This window comes from Pseudoxanthomonas sp. (genome assembly GCF_002863005.1).
Taxonomy (GTDB): domain Bacteria; phylum Pseudomonadota; class Gammaproteobacteria; order Xanthomonadales; family Xanthomonadaceae; genus Pseudoxanthomonas_A.
This window is the reverse complement of sequence record NZ_PKDG01000016.1, coordinates 1-13,943: the sequence shown is the minus strand read 5'-3', so window position 1 is coordinate 13,943 and position 13,943 is coordinate 1. Positions and strand designations below refer to the sequence as shown.

The following is a 13,943-nucleotide window of genomic DNA, read 5'->3' as shown; positions in this document are numbered from 1 at the left end:
CGTCCCTTTCCGCAGAACGAGGATCTCCCATGCGCAATCGTGTTCACCCGATCCAGGGCGCCTGCATCGCCACGGCCCTCCTGCTGACGGCCTGCCAACCGGCGCAGGACAAGCAAGGCAACGCTCCCACCGGCATTGCAGCCGAGGCGATGGGAGAGGTCGCCAAGGGCCTGGGCGACGCCAGCAAGGAAATGGAGAAGGCGCGGCAGGAAATCGCCGACGCACGCGATCGCCTGGCCCGCGAAAACCTGTCGCTGAACCGCAACGAGAGCGAATCACAGCCGAAGGCGGAGATAACCCCCGCAGGCGAACTGCTGATCGAAGGCAAGCAGATCGCCACCACGCCGGAACAGAAGGCACTCGTTCTGGCATATCGCAAGGAGCTTCTGGGGGTGGTCGGCGACGGCATGGCCATCGGCATGGAAGGCGCGCGCGTCGGTATCGATGCCGCCGCCTCGGCGCTGAAAGGCGTGCTCGCCGGGCAGTCCGGCGACGAGATCGGGCAGCAGGTCGGCGAGCAGGCCAAGGCGAAGATCAAGCCGATGGTCGCGCAACTCTGCACGCGCATGCCGGGCCTGCTGGCTGCGCAGCAGGCGCTCGCCGCTGCGGTCCCCGAGTTCAAGCCCTACGCCAACATGGACCAGTCCGACGTCGACGACTGCGCAGACGCCAACGGCGACGGTACCTGGTCCTTCTGAGCACCGCGCGCGGTGCCCCGCATCGCGGGGCATCCGATTTCCCCTTCCATCCAGCGTCCCCACGCGGAGAACCCGACATGCGCCTCCACCCCGTCGTCATGCCGCTGTTGCTGACCCTCCTGCTTCCGTTCGCCGCTCCCGCAGCGTCCGCCAAGGACACGCCTGTCCGCGACGAGATCAGCGCGGACCTCGCCGACGCACGGAAGGAAGTGCGGGCGGAACTCGCCGCTGCCCGTCGCGAACTGGAAACCGACAACTTGGAGCTCGGCGCCCATGTCCATTTCGGCAAGTCCGACAAGCGCGCTTCCGATGCTGATCGCGCCTTGCTGAAAGCGGAAATCACGCCCCGAGGCGACTTCCTGATCGAGGGCAAGCCTGTCGCCATCGACGAGCGGCAGCGTCGCGACCTGCTGCTTTACCGACGCCAGGTGATCGACATCGCAAAAGCCGGGATCGACATCGGTGAACGCAGCGCGGAGGTCGCGCTGGAGGCAGTGGACCGCGGTGTGTTCAGCCTGCTGTTCGGCGCGATGACCGGGAACCTGGAACGCCGGATCGAGAAAGCCGTCAGCGAGACCGTCGAACCCGGCGTCCGCCGGATCTGCCGCAGCCTGCCCGCGCTCCGGGACAGCCAGCAGCGGCTGTCCGCAAGCCTCCCGGCGTTCCGCCCCTACGCGACGCTGGACGTCGACGATGCCGAGGACTGCGAGAAGGACATCCGCCAGACGTTCGCATCGCGATGACGGCCTGCGGCCTGCACCCGCGTCCAGGCCGCCGATGCCTCCCTCGGTTTGATTCCGGAAACTCCCTCATGCGTATCGCGTCGCTCACCATTCCCCTCCTTGGCCTGCTGACCCTGTCTGCGCCCAGCCTGGCCTCGGATCGCTACTGCAAGCACGAAGCTCCGCGCCAGCTCACGCTCGACGTCGGCGATGCCCGGACCGTGGTGTTCGACGTCGGCCCCCACGACCTCACCGTGACATCGCGCGCGGGTGCCCCCGCCGCCATGACGGGCAGGGCGTGCAGCAGCCACGCCGACCGGCTGGATCGCCTGAAGCTGGAACAGCGTCGCTCCGGCGACAAGCTGATCGTGCGCATGTACCAGGAAGGCCGTTTCAGTGGCCTATCCTTCGGCAGCAACTACGCGTACATGAACCTCACAGCCACCCTGCCCGACCACCTGACGGTACAGGTCAAGGTCGGCTCCGGCGAAGCCACCGTTACCGGCGCGCCGGTATTCAGCGCGGATGTGGGCTCAGGCCACGCGGTGGGCCGCAACACGCGCGGCCTGGCCGCCGCTTCGGTGGGCTCGGGCAGCATCGAGCTCCATGGAGCCGGCAGCCTCAACGTCGTATCGATCGGTTCTGGCCAGGTGGAGGCGGAGGCCATCAAGGGGGTCGCCAAGGTGGGCAGCATCGGCTCGGGGGGTTTCAGCCTGTCGCACGGCGGCAGCGTCGAGATCGGCTCGATCGGTTCCGGCGGTGCCGAACTCCGCGACATCGCCGGCGACATCGCGGTGGACTCGGTGGGATCGGGCGGCGTCGAAGTGCGCAATGCAAGCGGTGGATTGACCGTGCGCTCGATAGGCAGCGGCGACATCGACCATGAGGGCGTGAAAGGCGCTCTCGATCTTCCCAAGCGACGTTGATACCTGAGGAACGAACATGACCCGTATGCCCGCACTCGCCCTTACCGTGCTCCTGCTCGCCGCGTGCTCGCCAGACCGTGACCCCAGCGACGGAACGGCGAGCTCGAATGCGCTCTGGGGGCAGAACGTGAAGCTCGACGCGACCGGACACCCCCGGGCGGAAGTATCGGCGAAGGGCGATTTCATCGTGGACGGCAAGGCCGTGCCGGTGAACGACCAGCAGCGCGCACTGCTGGTCGCCTATCACCGCGAACTGGGCGGTATCGCCGATGCCGGCATCGCCACCGGCAGGGAAGGCGCAAAACTGGCCGGCAAGGCGGTCGGCGCGGCCGTGCGTGGCATCTTCAGTGGCAATCCGGACCAGATCGACAAACAGATGGAAGCCGAAGCCAAGAAGGTCGAAGCGGAAGCCATGAAGATCTGCGATCGCCTGCCCGGCCTGTACAAGGCGCAGCAGGATCTCGCCGCCGCGTTGCCGGCCTTCACGCCCTACGCGAGCATGGAACCTGATGACGTGACCGAGTGCCGCACTTCGCACAACGATAGCCACGAGGCGGGCAAGGACGTGGGGCGCGCCATCGGCCAGGCGGTCAAGGCCACCCAAGGCAATGCAGCCCAGGAAGCGGATGCGGCCGCCGCCGAGCCGGCGGAAGCTCCTTCCCCCTGATGCTGCGCCGGTGGTCGCGTCGTCCACCCTCCCCCACGCCGACACGCCCGTGCGAGGCCGTCCATGAAGTGTGCGTACCCGATCCTGCTGGCGACACTGATGACGATAGCCCCGGCGCGGGCGGCGGATGTGCCAGATGCTGCGCGCGAGCAAGCGTTTCAGGACCATATCGCGTATGTGGCCACGTTCGCGATGCCGGTGATGATCGAGAAGTGCGCCCTCATGGATGAAACTTACCTGGCGCGCGCCGCGCCCGCGTACTTCCGGTATGTCAATGGCCGTCAGGACCAGATCGAGCGCGGACGCCTGCTCACGCTGGCGGAATTCGGCCCGTCCGATACGCTGGCGACCTACCGTGCACGCACGCTGTCGCAGCGCCTGGGGCGGCTGGACACCGGAACGCCTGAGCAGAAACGGCAGATGTGCGAGGGTGCCCTGGCGATGCTCATGGGCAAACGGGTACCCGGCGAATGGCCGCCGCGCGATTGATCCACGGCCCGCGGATCAGCCGCCTCCCGCCCCCGGCTTGCCATGGATGCCACCCTTGGCGAGCACGGCGGGATCCAGCAGCCGCTTGAGCGTCTTTTCCGGTAGCCCGGTGACCTCGCGCGCGACATCCAGTACCGCCCGGTTCTGCTTGTAGGCCTGCTTGGCGATGGCCGCGCCCTTCTCGTAACCGATCACCGGATTCAACGCAGTCACCAGGATCGGATTGCGATCCAACGCCTCCCGCACGCGGTCCGTCCGTACCGTGAGGCCGGCGATGCAGTCGTCCGCCAGCAGTCGGGAAACGTTCGACAACAGCTGGATGCCATCCAGCAGATTGTTGGCGATGAGCGGCAGGGTGACGTTGAGCTGGAAGTTGCCGGTCTGGCCGGCGACCGTGATCGCCGTGTGGTAGCCCATCACCTGGGCACAGACCATCACCGTGGCTTCGGGAATCACCGGGTTGACCTTGCCCGGCATGATCGAACTGCCCGGCTGCAGTGCCGGCAACTCCACTTCGCCCAGGCCGGCGAGCGGCCCGGAGTTCATCCAGCGCAGATCGTTGGCGATCTTGGTCAAGGCCACCGCCAGCGCACTGAGTTGGCCGGACAGTTCGACCGCATCGTCCTGCGCCGCGAGACCTTCGAACTTGTTGGCGGCGCTCTCGAACCGCGTGCGGGTGCGGGTGGACAGGACCTTGGCGACCCGGGCACCAAACCGGGCGTCGGCATTGATGCCCGTCCCGATCGCGGTGCCGCCGAGCGGCAGGCGGCGCACCCGCTTCAATGTGTCTTCGATGCGGGCCTGCGCGGACGACAATTGCGCGGACCAGGCCGAGAATTCCTGGCCGAAGGTGAGCGGCATCGCGTCCATCAGGTGCGTGCGGCCCGTCTTGACCACCCTGGCCAGCGTCCTGCCGCGCGCATCGATGGTCTTGCGCAAGTGCTTGATCGCGGGCAGCAGGTCTTCCATCACCGCGAGTTGCGCCGCAACGCGCAGCGCGGTCGGGATGACGTCATTGGAACTCTGCCCCAGGTTGACGTGGTCGTTCGGATGCACGGCCGCCCTGCCGGCGCGCGAGGCGAGCGTGGCGATCACCTCGTTGGCATTCATGTTGGAGGAGGTGCCCGAGCCCGTCTGGTACACGTCGATGGGAAAATGCGCGTCGTGCTCGCCGGCGGCCACGGCCCGCGCCGCCATCTGCACCGTCGCCGCGATGCCCTTCGGCAACAGGCCCAGGCCCGCATTCACCTCGGCGGCAGCGCCCTTGACCAGACCCAGTGCGCGGATGAAGCCGCGCGGCATCGGCCGGCCGGAGATCGGGAAGTTCTGCACCGCACGCTGCGTCTGGGCACCCCAGAGCGCGTCCGCAGGAACCTGCAGTTCGCCCATGCTGTCGTGCTCGATGCGGGTGCGGCCCGCAGACTTCTTGCTGGTCATCGACCGTCTCCTGCGAGGATTTCACGGCGTGCTCGCCGGTGCGGGACCGGCGACTGGCGGGCCCACAGGATACGCCAGGCCGGTTCGTCGCCTTCCCGGGGTAAAATGGAACGCTCCCTTTCAAGCCCACCCGCGCCCATGTCGGATTCGTCCCTGCTCGCCCTGTCCCCGCTCGATGGCCGCTATGCCGGCAAGGTCGACGCGCTGCGCCCGATCTTTTCCGAGTACGGCCTGATCCGCGCCCGCGTGAAGGTCGAGGTGGAATGGCTGCTGGCGCTGGGTGCCGAAGCGGGCATCACCGAGCTGCCGGCGTTCTCGGCCGCCGCGACGACGAAGCTGCGCGCATTGGCGGACGGCTTCAGCGTGGCGCATGCGGCGCGCGTGAAGGAGATCGAACGCACCACCAACCATGACGTCAAGGCGGTGGAGTACTTCATCAAGGAGCAGCTGAAGGACGATGCCGAACTCGCGCCGGCGCTGGAATTCGTCCATTTCGCCTGCACCAGCGAAGACATCAACAACCTGTCCTACGGGCTGATGCTGGAACAGGCGCGCCGCGACGTGCTGCTGCCCGCGCTGGACGGTGTTGCCGCGACGCTGCGCGCGCTGGCCCATGCGCAGGCGGCGCAGCCGATGCTGTCGCGCACGCACGGCCAGACCGCCTCGCCGACCACGCTGGGCAAGGAAATCGCCAACGTCGTCGCCCGCCTCGAGCGCCAGCGCACGCAGATCGCCGCGGTGGAACTGACCGGCAAGATCAATGGCGCGGTCGGCAACTACAACGCGCACGTGGCCAGCTATCCCGACGTCGACTGGCCGGCATTCGCGCAACGCTTCGTCGAAGGCCTGGGCCTGGTGTTCAACCCGTACACCACCCAGATCGAGCCGCACGACAACGTCGCCGAGATCGGCGATGCCGCGCGCCGCGCCAACACTGTCCTGATCGATCTGGCGCGCGACGTCTGGGGCTACATCTCGCTGGGCTATTTCAAGCAGCGGCTCAAGGAAGGCGAAGTCGGCAGTTCCACCATGCCGCACAAGGTCAACCCGATCGACTTCGAGAACGCGGAAGGCAACTTCGGCATCGCCAATGCGCTGTTCGAACATTTCAGCGCCAAGCTGCCGATCAGCCGCTGGCAGCGCGACCTCACCGACTCCACCGTACTGCGTGCCCTGGGTACCGCCTTCGGTCACACGCAGGTCGCGCTGGATTCGCTGGCCAAGGGCCTGGGCAAGCTGGAAGTGAATCCGCAGCGCCTGGATGCCGACCTCGATGCGGCGTGGGAAGTGCTGGCCGAAGCCGTGCAGACCGTCATGCGTCGTCACGGCCTGCCGAATCCGTACGAACAGCTGAAGGCGTTGACGCGCGGCCAGGGGATCACCGCCGACTCGATGCGCGCGTTCGTCGAATCGCTCGACCTGCCGCCCGACGACAAGCAGCGCCTGCGCGACATGACGCCAAGCCGTTATACCGGCCTGGCCGAACGCCTCGCACGCGACATCTGATGCACCGGCAAAGGGAACGGCGATGCACCTGCTGATCAACATCGACGTTCCCGACCTGCCTGCCGCCGAGGCGCTGTACACGCGCGCCTTCGGGCTCACCGCCGGCCGCCGCTTCGGCGCCGGGGGTGTCGAACTGCTGGGCGCACAGGCCCCGATCTACGTGCTGCAGCATCCGTCCGGCAGCATTGCCGCCGCGGACGCGCGCCGCGACTACGCCCGCCACTGGACGCCCGTGCACCTGGACGTGGTGGTGGACCATCTAGAGCCTGCCCTCGACCGAGCCCTGGAAGCCGGCCTGGTGCAGGAAACCGACATCCGCGACGCGAACTGGGGCCGCATCGTCCGCCTGGCCGATCCCTGGGGCCATGGCTGGTGCCTGCTGCAGTTCGTCAATCGTGGTTACGACGAGATCACTACATGACCCTTCGCTGCCTCTTCGCTGGCGGGCTACTTGCCCTCGCGCTCCCTCTCGCCGCCGTCGCCGCGGATGCTCGCCCCCCCGTCAAGGCCTGTGAAGACGACGCAGGCTGGAACGAGCCGGCCACGCCCCTGAAGGTGTACGGCAACACCTGGTACGTAGGTACGTGCGGGATCAGTGCCCTGCTGCTGACCTCGGACGAAGGCCATGTCCTCATCGATGCCGCCACGCCGCAGGCCGCTCCACAGATCCTCGCCAACATCCGTGCCCTCGGCTTCGAGCCGGCGGACGTGCGCGCCATCGTGTTCTCCCACGAGCATTTCGACCATGCCGGCAGTCTGGCCGAGCTGCAGGAGGCCACGGGCGCACCCGTGTACGCACGCGCGCCTGCCGTCGCCACGCTGAAGCGCGGCGCCAGCGACCGCAACGATCCGCAACACGAGGTACTGGACCCGTTCGCACCGGTCGGACAGGTGGTCGTCGTCGCGGATGACGGCGTCGTGCGCGTCGGTCCGCTCTCCCTGCAGGCCGTTCCCACACCGGGGCACACGCCGGGGGGGACGAGCTGGACCTGGCGTTCGTGCGAGGGCGACGACTGCCGGCAGATGGTCTATGCCGACAGCCTGACCGCGATCTCCGACGACGTGTACCGTTACAGCGACGACGCAGCGCATCCAGGTTACGTAGCAGCGTTCCGCGACACGCTTGCGCGGGTCGCGGCCCTTGACTGCGACATTCTGGTCACTCCGCATCCCTCCGCCAGCCAGCTGTGGTCAAGGATCGGGCCGCGAGCGAACGCGCCCCTCGTGGACCGCGACGCCTGCCGGGTGTACGCGCGGAAAGCCTCCGAACGCCTGGACAAGCGCTTGGCAGACGAAGCCGCCAGCGGAACGCCGGCGCGGCCTTGACCGGCATCAATGTCGCAGGTGGCGCGATCGGTGACGCTGCCCTTCCCCCTTCCTGCCCGGCGCATTGCCCCGCGAACACGACCCCATGACCAAGAAGACGCTCCCCCGCGCCGCCTCGCTTCCGTTCGAAGTCGACGCCACCCGTGACCATCCCCTCGGCATGCCGGCCGAGCGCTTCCTGCGCGACTACTGGCACAAGCGTCCGCTGCTGATCCGCAACGCATTCCCCGGCTTCGAGACCCCGGTGCAACCGGAGGATCTCGCCGGCCTGGCCTGCGAAGACGGCGTGCTGGCGCGGATGATCAGCCTGGACCGCGCCACCGGCGCGTGGGATGTCCGCACGGGCCCGTTCCAGGAAGAGGATTTCCCCGGACTGCCCGACCACGACTGGACCCTGCTGGTGCAGGACGTGGACAAGTGGGACGCCGACGTACGAGCGCTGCTGGAGCAGTTCCGCTTCCTGCCGCGCTGGCGGGTGGACGACATCATGATCAGCTTCGCGGCCACCGGCGGTTCGGTCGGCGCGCACGTGGATCACTATGACGTGTTCCTGCTGCAGGCCCAGGGCGAGCGCCGCTGGGCGATCGACGCCCGCGTGGCGATGGGGCAACCCGCGCCGGACCTGGGTTTCCTGGAGGACGTGGCGATCAAGCTGCTGCGCACGTTCCAACCCACCCACGAATGGGTGCTTTCACCCGGCGACATGCTGTACCTGCCGCCGCTGGTCCCCCACCACGGCGTGGCCGAGAACCCGTGCCTGACCTTCTCGGTGGGCATGCGCGCCCCGTCGTCGGCCGAACTGATCGGCGACTATCTGGACACGCTGATCGCAGAAGCGGACGAGGCCGTGCGCTACCACGACGAAGACCTGACCGTGCCGCAGGATCCCAACGAAATCGATGCGCGCGCGATGGCGCGCGCAGTCGAGGCCCTCAACGCCTTGCGCATGAACGATCCCGACCTGGTCGGCGACTGGTTCGGCCGCTTCATCACCACCTACCGTGCTTCGGGCGATGTCATGCCGCCTCCGGATGCGCCCTCGCGCATCGAGATGGAATGGGACCTGCAGCGCGGCGCGCACCTGCTGCGCCACCCGTTCTCGCGATTCGCATGGCGTCGGCGCAGCAAGGGCGCCACCCTGTTCTGCAATGGGGTGGATTACGTGCTGCCGGTCAGGGAAGCCCAGCAGTTGGCAGGCCTCGAGAGCCTGGACGGCGCTACCTACGGTGCACTCAGCGAGGACGCGCGCGATGCGGTGATGGGATTGGCGGCGCAGGGCCATTATCAGCTCGCGTTCGGGGATGACGATCCGGACACCGGGGACGAGGAAGCATGAACGCCGCCGGGGACTACCGCGTCGCACCGGTCGACTACGCCACCGACGCCCGCCTGGTCCACCAGGTCAGGGACGTGGTGTTCGTCCAGGAACAGCAGGTGCCGCGCGATCTCGAGCGGGATGCGATGGACCCGCTCAGCTACCACGTGCTCGCCCGCGATGCCTCCGGCACCCCCATCGGCACGGCGCGGTTGACGCCAGCGCACCGCATCGGCCGCATGGCCGTCCTGGCGGCATGGCGTGGGCGCGGCGTCGGCGATGCCCTACTGGCCGCCCTTCTGGACGAGGCCCGCCAGCGGCAGTGGCCCGATGTGTCGTTGCACGCCCAGGTGTCCGCCGAGGCGTTCTATGCGCGCCATGGCTTCATGCCGGAGGGCGAGCGCTTCCTCGAAGCCGGCATCGAACACCAGGCCATGCGCCGTGTGGTGGCGGGCGCCGCCCGCATCACCCGGCGCGCTGAAGCCGTGGCCATCACCACGGCCGTGATCGCGCAGGCGCGCCGCGGCCTGGTGGTCTACAGCCGGGCGCTGGATCCGGGGCTGTGGGACGCACCGACGGTCGTCGAGGGCCTGCGCCGCCTCGCCACGCGCCAGACAGGCGCCCACGTGCAGCTGCTGCTGCAGGATGCGGCCACGCCGCAGCGGGCACTGGCGCCGCTGATCGCCCTGGGGCAACGACTGCCCAGCGTGTTCTCGTTCCGCGAAGTGCAGGATCCCGTCGACCTGCCCTACACCGCCGCGTTCGTCGCCAACGACGACCACGGGTACTACTTCCGGCCGCTCGGGCATCGCTTCGACGGTGAGGCCGGGCTGGCGCATGCCGGCCGTGCACGCCAGCTGCGCGAGGAGTTCTCGCAGATCTGGGAACGTTCGCGGCCCGTCAGCGAATATCGCGCGCTGGGCCTCTAGCACGCTGCGCATGCGGTCGCATCCGGCAGCGCCAGCGGCCCGCACCCTGCGTCTTTAGTCCAATCCGGTTACGCCCCCTTCCCGGCATGGGGGTATAATTTCCGGGTTTTCGTCCATGTCCGTGGGACATCGCGCGACATGGACCGCAAGCGCCCCTCGACTACCCCACCGAACCCCATCGTGGACAATCTCCTGAAGCAGTTCGCGCAATCCTCGCAGCTCAACGGAGGCAATGCCTCCTACGTCGAAGACCTGTACGAGCAGTATCTCGTCGCCCCGGACAGCGTGGGCCCCAAGTGGAAGGCCTACTTCGACGGATTCAAGGGCCACGAGGCGGGGGATGTCCCGCATTCGGTCGTGATCCAGCAGATCACCGAGGCCGCCCGCCAGGCTGCCAACAACGGGCATGTCGTCGCCGCAGGCGGCGATGAACGCGAGCGCAACATCGGCCGCCTCATCACGGCGTACCGGTCGCGCGGCCATCTGGGGGCCCAGTTGGACCCGCTCGGCCTGACCCCGCCGGTCAATCCCCCGGACCTGGACCTGTCCTTCCACAACCTGTCCGACAAGGATCTCGACAGCGAATTCAGCACCGGCAACGTCGGCGGCAACTCGCGCATGAAACTCCGCGACCTGCTGGCGCGCCTGAAGGCGGCCTACACCGGCCCGATCGGCGTCGAGTTCATGCATATCTCGGAAGTCGACCAGCGCCAGTGGCTGTACCAGCGGCTGGAGACCGCCGGCGGCCAGTTCGGCCTGTCCGACGACGCCAAGCGCCGCACCCTGGAGCGCCTGACCGCGGCCGAAGGCCTCGAGCGCTACCTGCACACCAAGTACGTGGGCCAGAAGCGCTTCTCGCTGGAAGGCGGCGATGCGCTCATCCCGCTGCTCGACACCATGATCCGCAGTGCCGGCGAAGGCGGGGTCAAGGACATCGTGGTCGGCATGGCCCACCGCGGCCGCCTCAATGTGCTGGTCAACACGCTCGGCAAGAGCCCGCGCAAGCTCTTCGACGAGTTCGAGGGCAAGTTCGAACACGACAACAACCTGGCGCACGCCGGCGACGTGAAGTACCACATGGGCTTCTCCGCCGACATCGCCACGCCGGGAGGCCCGGTCCACCTGGCGCTCGCGTTCAACCCGTCGCACCTCGAGATCGTCGACCCGGTCGTGGCCGGCAGCGTCCGTTCGCGCCAGGAGCGCCGCAACGACGCCGCACGCCAGGCGGTGCTACCGATCATCATGCACGGCGACGCTGCGTTCGCCGGCCAGGGCGTGGTGATGGAGCTGTTCCAGATGTCGCAGGCGCGCGGATTCGCCGTCGGCGGCACGCTGCACATCGTCATCAACAACCAGATCGGCTTCACCACGAGCAACAAGGAAGATGCGCGCTCCACGCTGTACTGCACCGACGTCGCCAAGATGGTCGGCGCACCGGTCTTCCACGTGAATGGCGACGACCCGGAAGCGGTGGTGTTCGTGGCGCAGCTGGCCTACGACTTCCGCCAGCAGTTCAAGAAGGACGTGGTCATCGACCTGGTGTGCTACCGCCGCCACGGGCACAACGAAGCCGACGAGCCGGCCGCGACCCAGCCGGTGATGTACCAGACCATCCGCAAGCACGCGACCACGCGCGAGATGTACGCCGCCAAGCTGGAAGGCGCCGGCGTCATCCCGGCCGAAGGCGGCAAGGCGCTGGCCGACGCCTATCGCGACAAGCTGGACTCGGGCGAGTACACCACCGAACTCGCCAAGCAGAAGGACGACGAGCTGGCGATCGACTGGTCCAAGTACCTCTCCGGCAAGCTCAGCGATCCGGTCGATACCAAGGTCAAGCGCAAGTCCCTCGATTCGCTGGCCAAGATCATTACCACGATTCCCGCCGGCGTCGCCCTGCACCCGCGCGTGGCCAAGATCTACGAAGACCGCGTGAAGATGGCCGCCGGCGAGCAAGCCGCCGACTGGGGCTTCGCCGAGAACCTCGCCTACGCGACGCTGCTGGCCGAAGGCAACGGCCTGCGCCTGGTGGGCCAGGACGCGGGGCGCGGCACGTTCTTCCATCGCCACGCGATCCTGCACGACCAGAAGACCGACAGCTATTACCTGCCGCTTCGCCAACTGGTGGAACAGCCCGAGCAGGCCACCATCATCGACTCGCTGCTGAGCGAAGAAGCGGTGATGGCGTTCGAATACGGCTTCTCGACCACCGATCCCAACACGCTGTGTATCTGGGAAGCGCAGTTCGGCGACTTCGCGAACGGCGCACAGGTGGTCATCGACCAGTTCATCGCCGCCGGCGAGGCCAAGTGGGGCCGCATCAGCGGCCTGACGCTGCTGCTGCCGCACGGCTACGAGGGCCAGGGCCCCGACCACTCGTCGGCCCGCATCGAGCGCTTCCTGCAGCTCGCCGCCGAGGACAACATGACGATCGCGCGCCCGTCGACGCCGGCCTCGTACTTCCACCTGCTGCGCCGGCAGGCCTACGCCCGCCCGCGCCGCCCGCTCGTGGTCTTCACCCCGAAGGCGATGCTGCGCCTTCGCGGCGCGACAAGCGACGTAGCCGACTTCACCTCGGGCAAGTTCGAGCCCGTGCTCGACGACGCGCGGATCACCGACGGCGCCGCCGTGCGCCGCGTGCTCGTGCACGCCGGCAAGATCCACTACGACCTCAAGAGCGAGATCGAGAAGCGCGGCACCGAGGGGGTCGCCCTGGTGCGGCTCGAGCAGCTCTACCCGCTGCCCGCGGTCGAGCTGCAGGCCGTGCTCGACCGGTACCCGAACGCCGAGATCGTCTGGGTGCAGGACGAGCCCGAGAACCAGGGCGCGTGGCCGTTCTTCGCGCTCGAGAGCGCGAAGCGCTCCGGCCCGCGCGGAGTGCGCGTCATCTCGCGCCCGGCCTCGGCCTCGCCCGCGACCGGGTCGACGAAGCGCAGCGCGCAGGAGCACGCCGCGATCATGGACGCGGCCCTGGCCGAGTAGCGCCGGGGGAACGTCGAAGGGCCCGTCACCGCGAGGTGACGGGCCCTTCGACGTGGAACGGGGTGCGCGGGGCCGACGGGCGGCCCGCGGCGGGCATCCCGCGTCAGGCGTTCGCGTCGGCGCGCAGGATGGCGCCCTCGATCATCGCGCGCAGCTCCTCCGGAGCCTTCTCCTGGCAGGACTGCTTGACCTTCTCGGTCAGCGTGATGCCGACGAGGTGCTCAGCTGAGCAGTCGTCGCAGTTCGCCATGTGCTCGCGGATGTCGCTGCACTGCTGCTCGCTGAGCTCGTTGTGCAGGAACTCCTCGAGCTCGGCCTTGGCCTTGTCGCAGCCGCAGTCGGTCATCGGGTCCTCCTCGGGGCCGTGCTCGCGGTCATGCCGCGCTCGCGCGCGTAGTCGGCGAGGGATTCGCGCAGGAGCCGGCGGCCGCGGTGCAGGCGGCTCATGACGGTTCCGACGGGGGTCTTCATGATGTCGGCGATCTCCTGGTAGGAGAAGCCCTCGACATCGGCGAGGTACACCGCGAGGCGGAAGTCCTCGGGGATCGCCTGCAGGGCGTCCTTCACGACGCCGGAGGGCATGCGGTCGATCGCCTCGGCCTCGGCCGAGCGGCTCGAGCTCGAGGTCGCCGACACGGCGCCGCCGAGCTGCCACTCCGCGAGCTCGTCGACCGAGCCCTGGTACGGGTCACGCTGCTTCTTGCGGTACACGCTGATGAACGTGTTCGTGAGGATGCGGTAGAGCCACGCCTTGAGGTTCGTGCCCTGCTCGAACTGGCCGAACGCGGCGAAGGCCTTCACGAAGGTCTCCTGCACGAGGTCGCTGGCGTCGGCCGGGTTCTTCGTCATGCGCATCGCGGCGCCGTAGAGCTGGTCCATGAACGGCAGCGCCTGCTCCTGGAACATCGCGCGCCGCTCGACGAGCTCGGCCTCGCGGGCCGCCGCCTCG

At 68.2% G+C, this 13,943-nt stretch carries 14 protein-coding genes; 11 read left to right on the top strand and 3 right to left on the bottom strand.

Annotated features, from left to right (window positions below; all coding sequences use genetic code 11):
- Positions 1–29: 29 nt before the first annotated feature.
- From CYU89_RS07475 to CYU89_RS07455, 5 genes are all read left to right on the top strand, one after another.
- On the top strand, positions 30–698 hold the full coding sequence (locus CYU89_RS07475) for a hypothetical protein (protein ID WP_296279877.1): 669 nt from the start codon (positions 30–32) through the stop codon (positions 696–698).
- A gap of 77 nt (positions 699–775) precedes the next feature.
- Positions 776–1,441 carry a hypothetical protein gene (locus CYU89_RS07470; protein WP_296279875.1) on the top strand — a complete coding sequence of 222 codons (666 nt, stop codon included), beginning with the start codon at positions 776–778 and terminating at the stop codon, positions 1,439–1,441.
- A 68-nt stretch (positions 1,442–1,509) separates the two neighbouring features.
- Positions 1,510–2,346, top strand: a complete 837-nt coding sequence (locus CYU89_RS07465) for a hypothetical protein (protein WP_296279873.1) — start codon at positions 1,510–1,512, stop codon at positions 2,344–2,346.
- Between the two features lie 16 nt (positions 2,347–2,362).
- Positions 2,363–3,013, top strand: coding sequence for a DUF2884 family protein (locus tag CYU89_RS07460; RefSeq protein ID WP_296279871.1), 651 nt, complete (start codon positions 2,363–2,365; stop codon positions 3,011–3,013).
- A gap of 63 nt (positions 3,014–3,076) precedes the next feature.
- The gene (locus CYU89_RS07455) at positions 3,077–3,502 is read left to right on the top strand and encodes a hypothetical protein (protein WP_296279869.1); all 426 of its coding nucleotides are present in this window, start codon (positions 3,077–3,079) and stop codon (positions 3,500–3,502) included.
- A 15-nt stretch (positions 3,503–3,517) separates the two neighbouring features.
- Here the strand turns inward: CYU89_RS07455 and CYU89_RS07450 are convergent, their stop codons facing one another.
- Entirely contained in the window at positions 3,518–4,939 is a 1,422-nt protein-coding gene (locus tag CYU89_RS07450) for a class II fumarate hydratase (protein ID WP_296279867.1), read from the bottom strand.
- Between the two features lie 138 nt (positions 4,940–5,077).
- Between CYU89_RS07450 and purB the strand changes: the two genes are divergently transcribed.
- The 6 genes from purB to CYU89_RS07420 all read left to right on the top strand — a co-directional run bounded on the left by purB (position 5,078) and on the right by CYU89_RS07420 (position 12,994).
- Complete coding sequence (gene purB / locus CYU89_RS07445) at positions 5,078–6,445, top strand: adenylosuccinate lyase (protein WP_296279865.1); 1,368 nt, start codon at positions 5,078–5,080, stop codon at positions 6,443–6,445.
- Between the two features lie 22 nt (positions 6,446–6,467).
- On the top strand, positions 6,468–6,866 hold the full coding sequence (locus CYU89_RS07440) for a VOC family protein (RefSeq protein ID WP_296279864.1): 399 nt from the start codon (positions 6,468–6,470) through the stop codon (positions 6,864–6,866).
- Positions 6,863–7,771 (top strand): subclass B3 metallo-beta-lactamase, encoded by a 909-nt coding sequence (gene bla / locus CYU89_RS07435; RefSeq protein ID WP_296279862.1) that lies wholly within the window; start codon positions 6,863–6,865, stop codon positions 7,769–7,771. Before CYU89_RS07440 ends, bla begins: the two co-directional genes overlap by 4 nt.
- 85 nt (positions 7,772–7,856) lie before the next feature.
- Positions 7,857–9,107 (top strand): cupin domain-containing protein, encoded by a 1,251-nt coding sequence (locus tag CYU89_RS07430; protein ID WP_296279860.1) that lies wholly within the window; start codon positions 7,857–7,859, stop codon positions 9,105–9,107.
- Positions 9,104–10,015 carry a GNAT family N-acetyltransferase gene (locus tag CYU89_RS07425; RefSeq protein WP_296279858.1) on the top strand — a complete coding sequence of 304 codons (912 nt, stop codon included), beginning with the start codon at positions 9,104–9,106 and terminating at the stop codon, positions 10,013–10,015. Before CYU89_RS07430 ends, CYU89_RS07425 begins: the two co-directional genes overlap by 4 nt.
- Positions 10,016–10,195: 180 nt before the next feature.
- A complete protein-coding gene (locus CYU89_RS07420; protein ID WP_343125245.1) occupies positions 10,196–12,994 on the top strand; it encodes a 2-oxoglutarate dehydrogenase E1 component in 2,799 nt (932 codons plus the stop codon).
- Between the two features lie 103 nt (positions 12,995–13,097).
- Here CYU89_RS07420 and CYU89_RS07415 read toward each other — a convergent pair whose 3' ends face one another.
- The gene (locus tag CYU89_RS07415; protein ID WP_168915413.1) at positions 13,098–13,340 is read right to left on the bottom strand and encodes a zf-HC2 domain-containing protein; all 243 of its coding nucleotides are present in this window, start codon (positions 13,338–13,340) and stop codon (positions 13,098–13,100) included.
- A partial coding sequence (locus tag CYU89_RS07410; protein ID WP_296279856.1) for a sigma-70 family RNA polymerase sigma factor occupies positions 13,337–13,943 on the bottom strand: 607 nt, incomplete at its 5' end. The genes CYU89_RS07415 and CYU89_RS07410, both read right to left, overlap by 4 nt.

Coding starts and splice junctions, on each gene's coding strand:
- CYU89_RS07460 (WP_296279871.1), top strand. CDS start 2,363: ATGACCCGTATGCCCGCACTCGCCCTTACCGTGCTCCTGCTCGCCGCG.
- CYU89_RS07450 (WP_296279867.1), bottom strand. CDS start 4,939: ATGACCAGCAAGAAGTCTGCGGGCCGCACCCGCATCGAGCACGACAGC.
- purB (WP_296279865.1), top strand. CDS start 5,078: ATGTCGGATTCGTCCCTGCTCGCCCTGTCCCCGCTCGATGGCCGCTAT.
- bla (WP_296279862.1), top strand. CDS start 6,863: ATGACCCTTCGCTGCCTCTTCGCTGGCGGGCTACTTGCCCTCGCGCTC.
- CYU89_RS07465 (WP_296279873.1), top strand. CDS start 1,510: ATGCGTATCGCGTCGCTCACCATTCCCCTCCTTGGCCTGCTGACCCTG.
- CYU89_RS07425 (WP_296279858.1), top strand. CDS start 9,104: ATGAACGCCGCCGGGGACTACCGCGTCGCACCGGTCGACTACGCCACC.
- CYU89_RS07440 (WP_296279864.1), top strand. CDS start 6,468: ATGCACCTGCTGATCAACATCGACGTTCCCGACCTGCCTGCCGCCGAG.
- CYU89_RS07430 (WP_296279860.1), top strand. CDS start 7,857: ATGACCAAGAAGACGCTCCCCCGCGCCGCCTCGCTTCCGTTCGAAGTC.
- CYU89_RS07475 (WP_296279877.1), top strand. CDS start 30: ATGCGCAATCGTGTTCACCCGATCCAGGGCGCCTGCATCGCCACGGCC.
- CYU89_RS07415 (WP_168915413.1), bottom strand. CDS start 13,340: ATGACCGACTGCGGCTGCGACAAGGCCAAGGCCGAGCTCGAGGAGTTC.
- CYU89_RS07455 (WP_296279869.1), top strand. CDS start 3,077: ATGAAGTGTGCGTACCCGATCCTGCTGGCGACACTGATGACGATAGCC.
- CYU89_RS07470 (WP_296279875.1), top strand. CDS start 776: ATGCGCCTCCACCCCGTCGTCATGCCGCTGTTGCTGACCCTCCTGCTT.